A 13,297-nucleotide genomic window follows, 5' to 3' on the forward strand; every position below is an offset into this window, starting at 1 on the left:
CCGGCTGTCAGTCGGGCTTGCGGAAATCGTTGTCCACCCAGGCCTGCGCGCTGGTTTTGCTGAACTTGAATCCCGCCGAAACCCGTACTTGCGCCAGCACGGCGCCGAACATGTCGAGGGCCTTCAAGTCTGCGTAGGGATCGTCCTCGTCGGGCACGATATCCAGCGTCACCGTCACGTCTTCGCCGTTCGCGCGAACCATCACATCTTTGTGAAGCATGGCGTGGCGCTGTTGCTCGTGCCGGCGCAATACTTCGGACGCCGTCTTGATGAGCGTGCGAAATGCGTTCGGATCAAGCGGCTTGGGATTCTTTTTGTCCCGGCCCATGGTCCACGGGCCAGTCAGCGCCGGTTCGGCTTCTCCATCCTTGATCATCTCGACGGCCCAGCCGTCGTCGTCTTCGTTCTTGATCACGCGGGCCATCCAGCCGTCGTCGCGCCACAGGCGCGGCTCGTGGATGACGTTGTCTTCGTCGGGGTGAAGGTCCTGGTCTTGGTCTGAATCGGAAAGTGTCATGGAGCAGTGTTCGGTTTGAATGGCTATAAGCACGGGCGTCGCTGCAATGCGTCGCTGCGCGGCGTCGATATACCGAATTTTAACTGCAAGAAGCGGCGGCATCGTCGAAAATGGCCGAACGCTGGCCGATCGGTCTACGGGAACTGTGTGCCGGCGTGCCCGGATTTTCCGGGGACAATCGCCAACACTACGGAGGAATCTCTATGCTTTCACTCATCGGCACCATTATCGTCGGCGGCATCATCGGACTGATTGCCCGCGCGATCAAACCCGGCAACGACAGCATGGGCTGGATCATGACAATCGTGCTCGGTATTGCCGGATCGCTGATAGCGGGCTATGCGGGCCGCGCGATGGGGTGGTATCAGGAAGGACAGGCGGCGGGCTGGATCGCGTCGATAATCGGCGCAATCATTCTGCTGGTGATTTGGGGATTGGTGACGAAACGGCGCGCCTGATTCGCTTTTTCAGGCGGCAAAAGGGCTGTTCCGGTGAAAGCTGGAACAGCCCTTTGTTTCGATCAAGCGCTCATTCCGGACTTCAGGAACAGGACATGACGCGGGGCGAAATGCGTGTATAGCGGCAAAATCGCGCCGCCCATGGCGCGTGCGTCGGCGCCAATTTCACCTTCCACAAGCCGCGGACGCAACATGCCTTGCCAGTCGAAGGCATCGAGCGCGGTGTTTGTACGGCTCAAAACCTCGCGCAACAACTCGCGATCCAGTTCGCCATCGATCACGATTGCATCGAGATCGACCAGCGCCGCCGCCGATGCAATGGCCGCAGCCAGCGCAGGACACGCATCGTGAAGCCACGCCTCGCATAGCGGCCATAAATCGGCGGAAAGCGCGCGCTGGTCGTGGGCGGCATCGGCGGGAAATCCGGCTTCCGTGAAGCGCTTCTCGAGCACGTAGATCGACGCAACATTCAGCAACTGCGGCGCGTCTTCGGACCTGACCGGAAACGATCCCACCGCACCAGCGTTGCCCTTTGGACCGGCGTGCAGTCGGCCGTCGATCACGAGACCGCCACCAATGAACGTGCCGATAAAAACATACAAAAAGTCTCGCAAACCGCGTCCTTGCCCCATCAGCAATTCGGCGGCGCACGCCGCCGTCGTGTCCTTTGCAAACTCGACGGGCAGTGGCGTGAGCGCCTGGACGCGCGCCCGGATATCGATCTCGTTCCAGGCAGCGAAGACGTCCGGCGGGGTATCGAAGAAATTGCGCCAGCCGCCCAGCCACAACGGCGCCGCCACGCCAATGCCGACCACTTTGCCGGCGTTGGCGGCGAGGGCGGTCATCATCGAGTCGAGTTTTTCGTCGAGCAGCGCGAACACCGTGCGCGGATCGGGATACGCATAACCAACGGTTTCGCGTGCATGCACCTGACCCGCGAAATCCATGGTCAGCACATCGAGGCTGCGCCGCCCCACTTTCACGCCGATGGAAAACGCCCCGTCCGCTCGCAGCGATATAGGCACGGACGGCTGCCCCATGCGCCCTTGCACGCGGGTTCTGGGCTCGCGGGCGAGCAGGCCGTCGTCGATCAGACGATCCACGATCAGCGACGCCGTTTGCGAACTCAAGCGCGTAAGCCGCGCGATATCCGACTTCGGCAGCGGCCCGTGCACGCGCACCGCCTGCAGCACGATGCGCTCGTTCATCTGCCGCATGCCGGCGGGCTTTGGCGCGCTTGCGGACATGGCCGAACTCATCGCTCAGGCTATTGCCTGGACATTGGCTTGTTTTGCGCCCGTCATGATTGCCACGGCTTCAGACATGTGGATGTCGCGCGTATTGACCAGCGCAGCGCGACGCCCGAGCCGTTGAATATGGATGCGGTCTGCGATCTCGAACACATGCGGCATGTTGTGGCTGATCAGGATCACCGGCAGGCCGCGATCGCGCACTCGCCGGATCAGTTCCAGCACCATGTTCGATTCCTTCACGCCGAGCGCAGCCGTGGGTTCATCGAGGATCACGACGTGCCTTGCAAACGCCGCGCTGCGCGCCACGGCAACGCCCTGCCGCTGACCGCCGGAAAGCGTTTCGACCGCTTGTTTCATGGAGCGGATGCCGATCTGCAGCCCTTCCATGTGCGCGATCGCTTCCTGCAACATGCGGCGTTTGTCGATCATCTTGAACACCGAGCCGAGCACGCCCGGACGTCGCAATTCGCGTCCGAGAAAAAGATTTTCCGCGATGCTCATTGCTGGCGCGACGGCCAGGTCCTGGTACACGGTCTCGATGCCTTGCGCGCGGGCATCGAGCGGGCTGCGAAAATGGACCGGTTTGCCATCGAGCAAAATCTGGCCTTCGTCCGGCACGAGCGCGCCGGAAAGCGCCTTGATCAGCGATGATTTACCCGCGCCGTTGTCACCGATGACCGCCATGATCTCGCCGGGCAGCAGTTCGAAATCGACGCCGTCGAGCGCGGTGACGGAACCATAGCGCTTGATGACGCCGCGCGCTTCCAGCACGAGCTTGCGTGTGTCGTTCATGGCATTCTCCTTAAGCGCGGGGACGCGCGAGCTTGTCCGCGGCAACCGCGAGAATCACTAGAATGCCGGTGATCAGGATCTGATAAACCGACGACACGCCAATCAACGTCAGGCCGTTGCGAAACACGCCGACAATCAGCGCGCCCAGCAACGTGCCGATGATCGTCCCGCGTCCGCCGAACAGGCTCGTGCCGCCGAGCACGACCGCGGTGATGGAATCGAGGTTCTCGGTCTGCCCGGCTTGCGGATCGCCCACGCCGGTTCGCGCCACTGACAACAGCGCCGCAATGCCATAGAAAAATCCCGCGAGCGTATAAACGGTGATCAGGATTTTCTGCGACGAAAGTCCCATCAGCCGAGCCGCTTCCGCGTTGTTCCCGAGTGCATAAAGATGTCGCCCAGGCACGGTATCGCGCAAGACGAACCACACGACGAGATACATCAGCAAGGTCAGCACCGTGCCATACGTGACTTCCGCGCCGCCGAGATGGAACGTCGTGCCGAAGAACATCATGGCGTCGGGCAGATTCGTGACGCTCTCTGCGTTCGAATAGACCTGCGTCAACGCGAACGCAATGTTGAGCGTGCCGAGCGTGACAATAAACGCCGGCAACTTGATCTTCGTGATCAATGCACCGTTCAGTAATCCGAACAATGCGCTCGCGCCAACGCCGCAAATGATCGCAAGCACGGGCGGTATGCCCAGCGTCACGGCGAATTTCGTCATGATGATGGAGCCGAACGCCATCACCATGCCGCAAGACAAATCGATCCCGCCGGTCAGCACGATCAGCGTCTGGCCGATGGCGATAACGGCCACGACCATCGTTTGCTGAAGGATCAGCGAGAGGTTTTGTATCGATAAGAACCGGTTGCTCTGCCAGATGAAAAACGCGCACGCGATCACGAGCGCGGCAAGCGGACCAATGTCGGTAAGAGACGGCAGACGGTCGGAGAACGCTGCGCGCCCGGCCGTGGGAGAGGTGGATTGCGTCATGATTCGGGACCTCGGCAGCGACATCGAAAGGCGCCTTCATGCAGCGCGCCGGCATCGGGCGCTGCATGAAGGCGTGGCAGCTTACTTGTTGCCCCAGCAGTTATCCAGCCCGAACTTCGTGTCTTTCGCAGGAGAACCTGACACGGGTTTGTCGGTGATAAGCGTCACGCCGGTATCGTGATAACCGGTCGCCTTCTTGCCGGTCTTCGCGTAGTCGATGCCGGCCTGCACGCCTTGCGCCGCCATCACCAGCGGATATTGCTGCGAGGTCGCGGCGAAGTTGCCGGACTTCACGTTACGCACGCCTTCACAACCGCCGTCGATGGACACGATCATCACGCCTTTGTCCTTGCCCGCCGCCTTGAGCGCACGATACGCGCCGGCTGCGGCCGGTTCGTTGATCGTATAAACGAGGTTGATGTCGGGTACTTTCTGAAGGCAGTTTTCCATCGCCGTCTGGCCCTTCGACTGATCTCCGCGCGTGTCCTGGCTGCAGACGATCGACGGGTCGCCTTCCTTCACGCCGAAGCCCTGCAGGAAACCGTTATGGCGCAGCACGCCAACCGATACGCCCGGCGCGAGATCGAGCGTCGCGATCTTCGCGGGCTTGCCGCCAAGCGACGCTTTCGCGTATTCGCCGATCAACACGCCCGCCTTGAAGTTGTCCGTGGCGAAGAGCGCATCGGTTGCGTCTTGCGGTTCCGTGGGGGTATCGAGCGCGATCACGAGGATGCCGGCCGCCCGCGCTTTCTTGAGCGTCGGGACAATGGCTTTTGTATCGCTCGGCGTGATCAGGATGGCCTTGACGCCCGCCGTGATCATGTTTTCGACGGCGGTGACCTGGCTGGCGTTGTCGCCATCGAACTTGCCGCTTGCGGTGATGAGTTTCACGCCGCCTTTGGTCGCGGCTTCGTCGGCGCCCTGCTTCATCTTGACGAAAAACGGGTTGGTCTCGGTTTTGGTAATTAACCCGATGGAAATCTGATCCGCGGCAAACGTCGCGTTCGCGGTAAAGATGGATGCAACGGCCAAGCCAATCAAAGACGCACGTGCGGCGGCACGCCGAAGGTTTTTCATGTCTCGCTCCAATGTTTTTATGGACTCGGCGCTTCGGGAAAGAAGCGCATCGAGCCCCGTTCGTCGACTAAATCAATTGACTTTATTTAGTACAGCAGCGCCGACGGAACAAGTCAAGAAATGGTCACGTTACAAGCGGAGCGCAATGCAGCATCGAGTTGGACCGCTCGAACGCGATTCATTAATGGGCTTGCATAGAGACGAATGGTGCAACGCGTCTACGTACAAACACTAAGCGCTTTAAAAAGACCGAAAATTATTTGTTTTCGGCTTTTTCTTCGGGGTATGGTTTACCAGCATTTTTGCCAACCATATGGGTGTCCGCATCATGAGCGCACTAGAAGCCCTTCACGCTGTTGTCACAAGCGAAGACTCGCCCCAGATCATCCGCGATCACATCGTGGATGCACTGCAATTTGCGCTGCGAAACAAGCCGGGTTTTTTTACGACGAAGGAAGTGCAATGGCTTGCGCAATGGGATGACACGCGCATCCCGATTGCAGCATCGAAGATATTGAAAGAGATGAAGGCAGGTTGAATAAACAAATGCCAGACGCTTAATGCAGCCTGCTTGGTGACTTTTAGTGCAGTCCGGCTTTATCAACGAGAGCGAATGAGAACGCCAGCGACTTGTCGCTGCCGCTGATCTGATCGATAAACTCCGTCACGTCCGGATCCTTGACGAAGCTGGCCGCAGAAGCAGCGCTTAAAATAGCCGCGCTTTCCTGCGGTTTGGCAATCAGAAAACCCTGCACATAATCCACGCCAATTTCTTTTAGCGCACGAAGCGTATCGATATCCTCGACCCACTCCGCCACGCTGCGCATTCCCAGATTCCGGGCCAGCGCCACGATAGCCTCGACAATCGCAATGTCCGCCGGATGCGCACACATCGTGCGGATAAACTCGCCGTCTATTTTCAGGGCATCGGCGGAAAGATCCTTTAGATATTTAAAGGACGTATATCCCGCGCCGAAATCATCGAGCGCAATCTTGCCGCCCATCTCATGAACGCGCGCAATGAAACGCTGCGTGTTGCCGAGATCATGCAAGGCAACGCTCTCGGTAATCTCGAGACAAAGATAAGGCACGACATGCCGGTAACGCGCGAATAGCGTAAAGGCGTCGTCCATGAACTGCTCGTCGTTGAGCGACCCGCCACTCAAATTCACGCAGATAAAACGCGTGCTTTGAAGCGACGCCTGATGTTTCTCGATCCATTCGAGTAACGTGGTGAGCACCCATTTATCGATGGCCGCGATATTTCCCGACTCTTCCGCCGCGATGATCACCTTGCCCGCGGGCAAGGTCGCGCCATCGGGCGCACGCATGCGCAACAGCACTTCGAAGTTCAGCGACTCGGTCGGCGCGGCGAGCGACATGATGGGCTGCATGACGAGGAACAACCCAGGCGGCAAGCGGTTGCGTCCCAGCGTCTCGACGAGCTTCAATTCTTCGGCGCGCTCTTCGAAAGCGGTTGCACCTTTACGATAGGTCACCATACGCACGTTCGAGCTTTTCTTGGCTTCGCGGCACGCACGGTCCGCGTGGGAAAGCGCATCCTGCACACGCACTCCATGCGCACATTCAACGAGCCCAACGGACGCCTTGACCTGGAACGCGCGATTGCCGACCTGATACGGCGTGTCGCTCAATGCGCTCATCAGCTTCTGGCAACAGTCGATGGCTTCGTCAATCGACATGCCGCCCATCACGCAGACGAACTCGTCGCCGCCAATCCGTCCGAACGGAAAGCGCGTCGCGAACAGCGCGCGGGTACGCGTGGCCACCTGTTTCAGGACTTCATCGCCGGCGCGATGCCCGAAGAGATCGTTCACGAGCTTGAAGCGGTCGAGATCGACGTAAGCAAGCGCCCACGACGACGCGTCCTCACTTTGCGCCGCAATGGCTTTCTCCACGCCGCGCCGGTTGAGCGAACCCGTGAGCGGATCGTGCTCTGCAAGGAATCGCAGCCGTTCGATGGCCTTCGATCGTTCCGTCACGTCCTGAAGCGATCCTTCGATCCAGCCATTGGAACGCGTGGCCTTCAGCAAGAAGCGCCGCTCGCTGCTGCCGCGCGCTTCCGCGCCGCCCATTTCAAGTTCGCCTTCGCTACCCTTCGATGCCAGCGCCTGCAACGCCCCCCACGCGCCCGACTCGAAGTAGTCGTTCCAGTGGCGCACCTTGTACTCCGCTTTTTGCAATCCGAGCATGGAACGCAGCGCGGGATTGGCGCGCACGAAGTGGCCGGCGGTATCGAGTGTGAAAAGACCGATGGGCGTCACGTCATACGTGTTGCGCAATTCCGTCTGCGCTTGCCGGCGATGCTCGCGCTCGGCGCGCATCTGCTCGGCGATCGCGAACGCCGCCATCATGCTGGACGACAACGCCGCCATCACGGTGTTCACGCCACCCACCAGCAGCTTGATACCGAACGCCGCGCCCATCACTTCCGAGAAGGTCGCGAACAGCACGATCGCAAGCGATCCGACATACCACAGCACGGTGCGCGAACGCGTCAGCCAGACCAGCCGGGCCAGCAGGAAAATCAGCACGAACACGCCGAAGCCGGTGATTACCCACAGCGTAGGAATGAACTTCGAATAAGGCAGCACGATGGCCGCGCCCAGCAGAACCAGGCCGACATACTGGATGATCCTCAAGAGCCATTTGTAGCCGATCACCTTGAGTTCGCGGCGGAACAGCGAGACGAACAAGGCGGCGGTCAGGAGGTAATACGCGGCAAAGGTGAGTTGCCGCAGGCTCTGCATATAGTCCGGCGGGATCACGCGCCCGAGCCATTGCATGTCCCAACCCATTGCGTTGGCGCAAAGCCGCAAGTTGCCGACGAGCCAGACCGCGAAGATCACGTAGGTCCATTCGCGGTTGATCATGGCCGTGACGAAAACAAACACGGCGAGTGTCAGCAGGCCGCCTGCAATCAGCGCCGAACTTTCCTGGAAATCAAGCGCCGCGCTGCGCAACTCGGGACCGCTCCAGCCAAGCGCCGTAATCTGCGCAGGTCCGGAAAATGTTCCGCGGCACAAGACGCTCAACGGTTGTGCCATGTGGCCCAGATGCAGCGCGAACCCGGCCTTGACGGAGGAAAACTCGTTCGTTGTGTTCAGGCGGTCCGCGGACCCTAGCGGCTGCAAACTCGATGCAACCCAGCACGACAGCGTTTGCGCGTGCCGGGACGGAAGTTCGGCATAGGTGGATTGCTCCGAGCCCATGTTGGGAACGGTGAATTCAAACCAGAACGGTTTTTCCGAGAGTTGTGTATTGAAGCGGTTTGTCGTGATGGCGCCGGACAGGCGCTGTAATGCGGTCGCCGGATCGAGCGTGCCGGCGGGATCTTTCAGGACATGTAAAGGCAGCGTGACGCCGCCTTTCGAATCGAATTGCTGCGTGCCCCAGACCAGGGTCGCAATGGTGCCGAGTGCAATCAGCGTAGGGACGATATAAACAGCGAACGCGTACAGAAACCGGTCGATATTCGACCCGCCATATCCGGACTTGGCCCTCGAAAATAAGGTGACCAGCGCCATACCTGAATTTCCCCCGTGATGCATGACGCACGCCGCGTCAGTAGTAGCGAAACAACGAGAAACGTCGCGCGACGCCAAAGTTGAATCGCCACCACCCTCTCTTGTGGCCGCGGCCATCAAACAGCCGGGCTATCTTCTTTTACCTGCCAAAAGCAAGTTGCGACGCCTCCGGGCATCGTACCGGTTCCGGCCGGAAAGATAAATCCGGCAACTCCAAATCGAGGTCCGGATGATCCGTGTGCACCATGAACTGGAATAACGGATGCTTCGCTTCTTCCCAACGGCGCCGCGCCGCCATCACGTCCTTGGCAAGTACCCGGTGTGGTAATCCGCCGACATGTGCCATCGGCAGGAATTGCCTTTCACCGAATACGTCTTCAAACAACATGGCCTCGTATTCGCGGTCGAGCGGCGAGCGTGCGGTAATAACCATGTAGTCGACAAGCTGCTGCTCGCAATAAAGCCAAAGCGCCTTGCAAAGCATTACCTTTACGACACGGCCAATACCACCGCCCGCCACGCCCAATCGCGTTGCTTCAGCTAGCCGGCTGTTTCCCAGCCAATCTGGCAGACGCACCGACTGTTCCAGCGCCAGCGGCGCATATTCATTTGTTTGAATACGCATTGTGCCAATAGGCGCGCCGTCGAGTTTCGACTCCGCCAAAAGCACCGCTACGCCGGCTTCACGATCACACTCTTCAATGCCGAGTTTCTCCGCGAAGGAAGGCAAATGCCGCGCATACGCGAGACGCCGGATATCGACGACTTTATCGAGATCGGCCGTTTCGCGGACTATACGTATGGTGAACGGCATGGATTCGCGTTTCCTGAGCGTATGCACTGCTCGCTCCAGCGTTTCCACGCTATCGCCCTCTTCACGACGAGCATCGTTTAAAACATTAGTTTGGCCTGCATCGAGCTGTTCCATTTTATTACCCCATTTTTTGGCGAGAAGGAGATGCCGCGGTGCGTTCGACTTGACGCAAACAACACGCGCGGCAATTTAAGTCTCGCCTAAAGCCAATTGATGAGGTGTTGAATGGAGAATAAAACTTGAAAGATATTAAAAAAAACGACGATTCCGATGCTTTTCGAAATTTGCCCGGAGAATCAACTCCATTGATTTCGTATCATGAAAAGCATTATGGATATCATGCGTTGCGTCGTGATTATTGTTGTTTCGACAGAAACGCGACGCGGTGTTTATGCACCGGCGGCGTGCGCGATTTTTGACTATGGGGAAGAACCGGGGTTTATAAATTGACACAAAACTCGGCGCATTCGAGGTTACCAAATTACCGATTTGGCAATCTTCTCAATGTCCGTCGCATGTAGTTATTGCGATTAAAGCGGATTTTTATCAGGCTTTACATTTAGCCTGGCGGACGGCGATGCGTCCGCCAGCTACAAAACTTATTACGTGCTTCAGTCTTCGTCGTCGAGCCAGGGAATATCCACATCGGTAATGAAAGCCACCATCGCGAGCGGACGCCCTTCCTGACGGCCGATCTTGCCGTCCGCGCGTTGCCATTCGCATCGGAACACCGTTGCGGGCGTGTCGGCCATCAACGTGACCGTACGCAGTTCGTCGGGATCGGCATCTTCCACTGGGCCATCGAGTGAGACGAGAAGCTGCTGCGGCCACATGCCGTCGACCGGGTCATAGATCTTGTCGCCATCGTGGATCACGACAAACGCTTCCACGCCAATGGTCGCCGATGCTTCCACGATCATCTTGCCGAGCGCGCGCAATACCGCGGTCGCGCGGCCGGAGTTGGCCTGGCGAATCGCGAGATCGCCGCGGGTCAGCGCCTGCTCCAGTTTCGGATTGGTTTTCTGTTGGGCCATTGGGTTGCCTCCGTAACTTGATTACCGTTCGACGGGTACGGCCCGCCGAGAGTTGCAAGGCGCGATCGTACCATTCCCGTCCCAAATTTACCGCCTGGCGGGCCCCGCAGGAAATTTTTTGCCTGCCGCAAACCCTTGCCTGTCAACCTGCAGCGAGAGCACGCGCAAGAAACTCGCCGCCTGCCTTGAGCGCGGTCACGTTGCCAGGTTCGAAGGTCCAGTGACCGGCTGCATCGACGATGGAAAGCTCTGCGCCAGGCCAGGCATCTGCGAGTGCAAGCGCCTGATCGGCCGGGCAAACCATGTCGAAGCGGCCATGCACGAGCACGCACGGCAAATGCGCGATCCTCCCGATACGAGGCAAAATCGGCTCGGGCGGCAGCTCGTGCGCCATATAGTGATGCTCGAGCAGCGACATGGAAATGGCCGCGGCATTGGACTCGCGCGTCTCCTCGGGCGTGGGAGCAGGTTTCGCGGAATCGGCTTCCTTGGCGTCGGCTTTTGCTTCGCCCTTGTTCTGCGCGGGCTTGTTCACGACCGACAACGTCGCTTCAAACCCCGCCCAGGCGCGCGCGAGCTTGATGCCGGCGTCATCGAAACGGGCAAGCGGCGCGCCGGTGAGCGAAAGGATTTCCGCCGCGTTCAGCGGACGCTTGCCGCTCGCGGTTTCGATTGCATCGAGGAACTTGCGATGCGCGTCCGGGAACACGCGCTGCACGTCCCACAGGAACCAGTCGATGTCCTGCTTGCGCGCCAGGAAAATCCCGCGCAGCAAAAAGCCCAGGCAGCGTTCGGGATGCGTCACGCCGTAACTCAGCGCGAGTGTCGTGCCCCACGAGCCGCCAAACAGCGCCCATTTTTCGATGCCGAGCAGCTCGCGCAGCTTTTCCATATCTCCGACGAGTTCCTTCGTGCCGTTATGTTCCAGCTTGCCGAACGGCGTGGATTTGCCGCAGCCGCGTTGATCGAAGAAAACCATCCGCCACTTCGATGCATCCAGCACGTCGCCCCATTTCAGGTTCATCGCGCCGCCCGGACCGCCATGCACGATCAGCATCACGGGCGCGTCTTTCGGGCCTTGCGCGCGCCAGTAGATCGAGTGGCCATCGCCAACGTCGAGCATGCCTTCATCGAAAGCCGGAACCTTCCCGGCCGATGAATCTTCCGGAGCCCGGGTGGTTACTTCGTTGCCTGCATCATCCGTCATTGGAACTCCGTTGGAGAGAGATCACGCGTCTCTCTGTATCTGATTGCGCACGTGGCGGGATTTTGGAATCGGGACACGAACCGCCGCACAAGCTATCCTTCGGGTTTCGTGCGCGGGTTGATTCGCCTTCGCCGATACAACCAAGGTCGCGGACCTCGCGACCTCCATTCGCCTTATCGCCATTTGCGGCGCTTGAGCCACGTTTTTACCATCGCCTGATACTTAATGCATCGAACCTACGTCAAGTGGCTATTCGCAACCTACCTGCTTGGCAGCGGCACGGTGTGGTCCATACTGATTTTGCCTTTGTTTCCGTTCGTCGGACGCAAAGGCCGTTACTGGCTAGCCAAACAATGGTGCCGCGCGATGGTCAAGATGATGCGCGTGATCACCGGCGTGTCGTGCTCGGTCGAAGGGCTCGAAAACCTGCCGGACGAGCCGTTCATCATGTTGTGCCGGCACGAATCGACTTGGGAAACACTCGCGTTCATGGCGCTGTTTCCGCGTCGCATCAGCTTTGTGTTCAAGAGCGACCTCAAGCGTATTCCGTTCTTTGGCTGGGTGTTGAAAGGGCTCGACATGGTGAGTCTCGACCGTGGTTCGCCGCGTCAGGCGCATCAGGCGGTCACGCGCGAATGCGCGGAAAAACTTGCGCTGGGCGACGTGGTGGTGATCTTTCCGGAAGGCACGCGGGTCGCACATGATGCGCCGTTGAAGCTGGCATCGGGCGGGGTAAGGCTTGCTTGCTCCACGCAAGTGCCCGCCGTTCCGGTCGTGCATAACGCAGGGAAATACTGGCCCGCCAAAGGCTGGCCGGATCAGCCCGGCCATATTCGCGTGATCGTGATGCCGGCGCTTCCTGCTGATTGTGTGGTGCCGCAAGAGTTGAACCGGCTTGCGCAGGAGCGCATGGAGAAAGAGATGACGCGGCTTGCGTAAGCCGCGCTTTCTTTAAAACGGCTGGCGGCGCTTTGCCGCGCAAAGCCGGTCCACCGCGGACAGCAGCGCTTCCATATCGACGGGCTTTTGCAAGTACCCATCGTAATGAACGAAAGCCGGCGGATGCGGATGGCCCGAGATCATCAGAAACGGAATGTGCGCCGTCGCCGAGTTCGTCTTCATGGTCTGGCAGAGCAACGCGCCGCCGAGACCAGGCATCTTCCAGTCCGATACCACAATGTCAACGCTGTTCTCGCCGAGCAACGCTAGCGCGCCGTTGCCGTCGAACGCGGACAGGACTTTGCACTCCTGCGACTGCATGCACAGGGTCCACGCTTCGATGGTCTCGGGATCGTCGTCGACGAGTAATACGGTTTTCATCGTGCTGGCGGCTTTGGTGGGCGTCTTGGTTAATAAGGCTAAATGCATGAAGGCTTGAAGCATGAAGGCTTGATGCAGTCTTGCGGGATGAGACAGCGCGAGGGCGATTTTGGTTGCACGCGGATATCTTGCCCACGATTACAACGCTGTTGTCCATGGACCGCGTTAATCCGCGTCACTCCGCGTTACACCCTCGACCGGCGTTCGCCACTCATTCATTGAGCCACTTATATAGCTTTTATCGCACGTATGCTAATGGGGTTTTGCCGATGCCGCTCAC

At 59.1% G+C, this 13,297-nt stretch carries 13 protein-coding genes; 3 read left to right on the plus strand and 10 right to left on the minus strand.

The features are described 5' to 3' along the window. Positions 1 to 7: 7 nt before the first annotated feature. Entirely contained in the window at positions 8 to 517 is a 510-nt protein-coding gene (locus tag ASG35_RS28985) for a hypothetical protein (RefSeq protein ID WP_056366167.1), read from the minus strand. A 203-nt stretch (positions 518 to 720) separates the two neighbouring features. Between ASG35_RS28985 and ASG35_RS28990 the strand changes: the two genes are divergently transcribed. Continuing rightward, complete coding sequence (locus ASG35_RS28990) at positions 721 to 975, plus strand: GlsB/YeaQ/YmgE family stress response membrane protein (RefSeq protein WP_056365920.1); 255 nt, start codon at positions 721 to 723, stop codon at positions 973 to 975. Positions 976 to 1,037: 62 nt separating this feature from the next. Here the strand turns inward: ASG35_RS28990 and ASG35_RS28995 are convergent, their stop codons facing one another. The 4 genes from ASG35_RS28995 to ASG35_RS29010 form a co-directional block, all read right to left on the minus strand. After that, complete coding sequence (locus ASG35_RS28995) at positions 1,038 to 2,222, minus strand: ROK family transcriptional regulator (RefSeq protein ID WP_235527762.1); 1,185 nt, start codon at positions 2,220 to 2,222, stop codon at positions 1,038 to 1,040. Between the two features lie 15 nt (positions 2,223 to 2,237). Then, the gene (locus ASG35_RS29000; RefSeq protein WP_056366170.1) at positions 2,238 to 3,020 is read right to left on the minus strand and encodes an ATP-binding cassette domain-containing protein; all 783 of its coding nucleotides are present in this window, start codon (positions 3,018 to 3,020) and stop codon (positions 2,238 to 2,240) included. A gap of 10 nt (positions 3,021 to 3,030) precedes the next feature. After that, the gene (locus tag ASG35_RS29005) at positions 3,031 to 4,017 is read right to left on the minus strand and encodes an ABC transporter permease (protein ID WP_056365928.1); all 987 of its coding nucleotides are present in this window, start codon (positions 4,015 to 4,017) and stop codon (positions 3,031 to 3,033) included. An 81-nt stretch (positions 4,018 to 4,098) separates the two neighbouring features. After that, on the minus strand, positions 4,099 to 5,094 hold the full coding sequence (locus tag ASG35_RS29010) for a sugar ABC transporter substrate-binding protein (protein ID WP_056365931.1): 996 nt from the start codon (positions 5,092 to 5,094) through the stop codon (positions 4,099 to 4,101). A gap of 328 nt (positions 5,095 to 5,422) precedes the next feature. Here ASG35_RS29010 and ASG35_RS29015 point away from each other — a divergent pair, with 328 nt between their 5' ends. Continuing rightward, positions 5,423 to 5,632 (plus strand): hypothetical protein, encoded by a 210-nt coding sequence (locus tag ASG35_RS29015; RefSeq protein ID WP_056366173.1) that lies wholly within the window; start codon positions 5,423 to 5,425, stop codon positions 5,630 to 5,632. Between the two features lie 43 nt (positions 5,633 to 5,675). Here ASG35_RS29015 and ASG35_RS29020 read toward each other — a convergent pair whose 3' ends face one another. The 4 genes from ASG35_RS29020 to pip all read right to left on the minus strand — a co-directional run bounded on the left by ASG35_RS29020 (position 5,676) and on the right by pip (position 11,697). Beyond that, the gene (locus ASG35_RS29020) at positions 5,676 to 8,642 is read right to left on the minus strand and encodes an EAL domain-containing protein (protein ID WP_056365934.1); all 2,967 of its coding nucleotides are present in this window, start codon (positions 8,640 to 8,642) and stop codon (positions 5,676 to 5,678) included. 139 nt (positions 8,643 to 8,781) lie between these two features. Next, on the minus strand, positions 8,782 to 9,483 hold the full coding sequence (locus tag ASG35_RS29025; RefSeq protein WP_442854871.1) for a hypothetical protein: 702 nt from the start codon (positions 9,481 to 9,483) through the stop codon (positions 8,782 to 8,784). Positions 9,484 to 10,067: 584 nt separating this feature from the next. Next, complete coding sequence (locus ASG35_RS29030) at positions 10,068 to 10,490, minus strand: hypothetical protein (RefSeq protein ID WP_056365941.1); 423 nt, start codon at positions 10,488 to 10,490, stop codon at positions 10,068 to 10,070. 142 nt (positions 10,491 to 10,632) lie between these two features. Next, on the minus strand, positions 10,633 to 11,697 hold the full coding sequence (gene pip, locus ASG35_RS29035) for a prolyl aminopeptidase (RefSeq protein WP_056365945.1): 1,065 nt from the start codon (positions 11,695 to 11,697) through the stop codon (positions 10,633 to 10,635). Positions 11,698 to 11,922: 225 nt separating this feature from the next. Here pip and ASG35_RS29040 point away from each other — a divergent pair, with 225 nt between their 5' ends. Then, positions 11,923 to 12,636, plus strand: coding sequence for a lysophospholipid acyltransferase family protein (locus ASG35_RS29040; protein WP_056365948.1), 714 nt, complete (start codon positions 11,923 to 11,925; stop codon positions 12,634 to 12,636). Positions 12,637 to 12,648: 12 nt separating this feature from the next. Here the strand turns inward: ASG35_RS29040 and ASG35_RS29045 are convergent, their stop codons facing one another. Then, positions 12,649 to 13,017: a response regulator gene (locus tag ASG35_RS29045; protein ID WP_156393417.1), complete on the minus strand. Its 369-nt coding sequence runs from the start codon at positions 13,015 to 13,017 to the stop codon at positions 12,649 to 12,651. Between the last annotated feature and the right edge of the window lie 280 nt (positions 13,018 to 13,297).

The organism is Burkholderia sp. Leaf177 (assembly GCF_001424345.1).
Lineage (GTDB): Bacteria > Pseudomonadota > Gammaproteobacteria > Burkholderiales > Burkholderiaceae > Caballeronia.

Bases quoted from the DNA above. Each gene is read 5' to 3' on its own strand.
- ASG35_RS29005 (WP_056365928.1), bottom strand. From the start codon at position 4,017: ATGACGCAATCCACCTCTCCCACGGCCGGGCGCGCAGCGTTCTCCGAC.
- ASG35_RS28995 (WP_235527762.1), bottom strand. From the start codon at position 2,222: ATGTCCGCAAGCGCGCCAAAGCCCGCCGGCATGCGGCAGATGAACGAG.
- ASG35_RS28990 (WP_056365920.1), top strand. From the start codon at position 721: ATGCTTTCACTCATCGGCACCATTATCGTCGGCGGCATCATCGGACTG.
- ASG35_RS29045 (WP_156393417.1), bottom strand. From the start codon at position 13,017: ATGAAAACCGTATTACTCGTCGACGACGATCCCGAGACCATCGAAGCG.
- ASG35_RS29020 (WP_056365934.1), bottom strand. From the start codon at position 8,642: ATGGCGCTGGTCACCTTATTTTCGAGGGCCAAGTCCGGATATGGCGGG.
- ASG35_RS28985 (WP_056366167.1), bottom strand. From the start codon at position 517: ATGACACTTTCCGATTCAGACCAAGACCAGGACCTTCACCCCGACGAA.
- ASG35_RS29040 (WP_056365948.1), top strand. From the start codon at position 11,923: ATGCATCGAACCTACGTCAAGTGGCTATTCGCAACCTACCTGCTTGGC.
- ASG35_RS29015 (WP_056366173.1), top strand. From the start codon at position 5,423: ATGAGCGCACTAGAAGCCCTTCACGCTGTTGTCACAAGCGAAGACTCG.
- ASG35_RS29000 (WP_056366170.1), bottom strand. From the start codon at position 3,020: ATGAACGACACACGCAAGCTCGTGCTGGAAGCGCGCGGCGTCATCAAG.
- ASG35_RS29010 (WP_056365931.1), bottom strand. From the start codon at position 5,094: ATGAAAAACCTTCGGCGTGCCGCCGCACGTGCGTCTTTGATTGGCTTG.
- pip (WP_056365945.1), bottom strand. From the start codon at position 11,697: ATGACGGATGATGCAGGCAACGAAGTAACCACCCGGGCTCCGGAAGAT.
- ASG35_RS29030 (WP_056365941.1), bottom strand. From the start codon at position 10,490: ATGGCCCAACAGAAAACCAATCCGAAACTGGAGCAGGCGCTGACCCGC.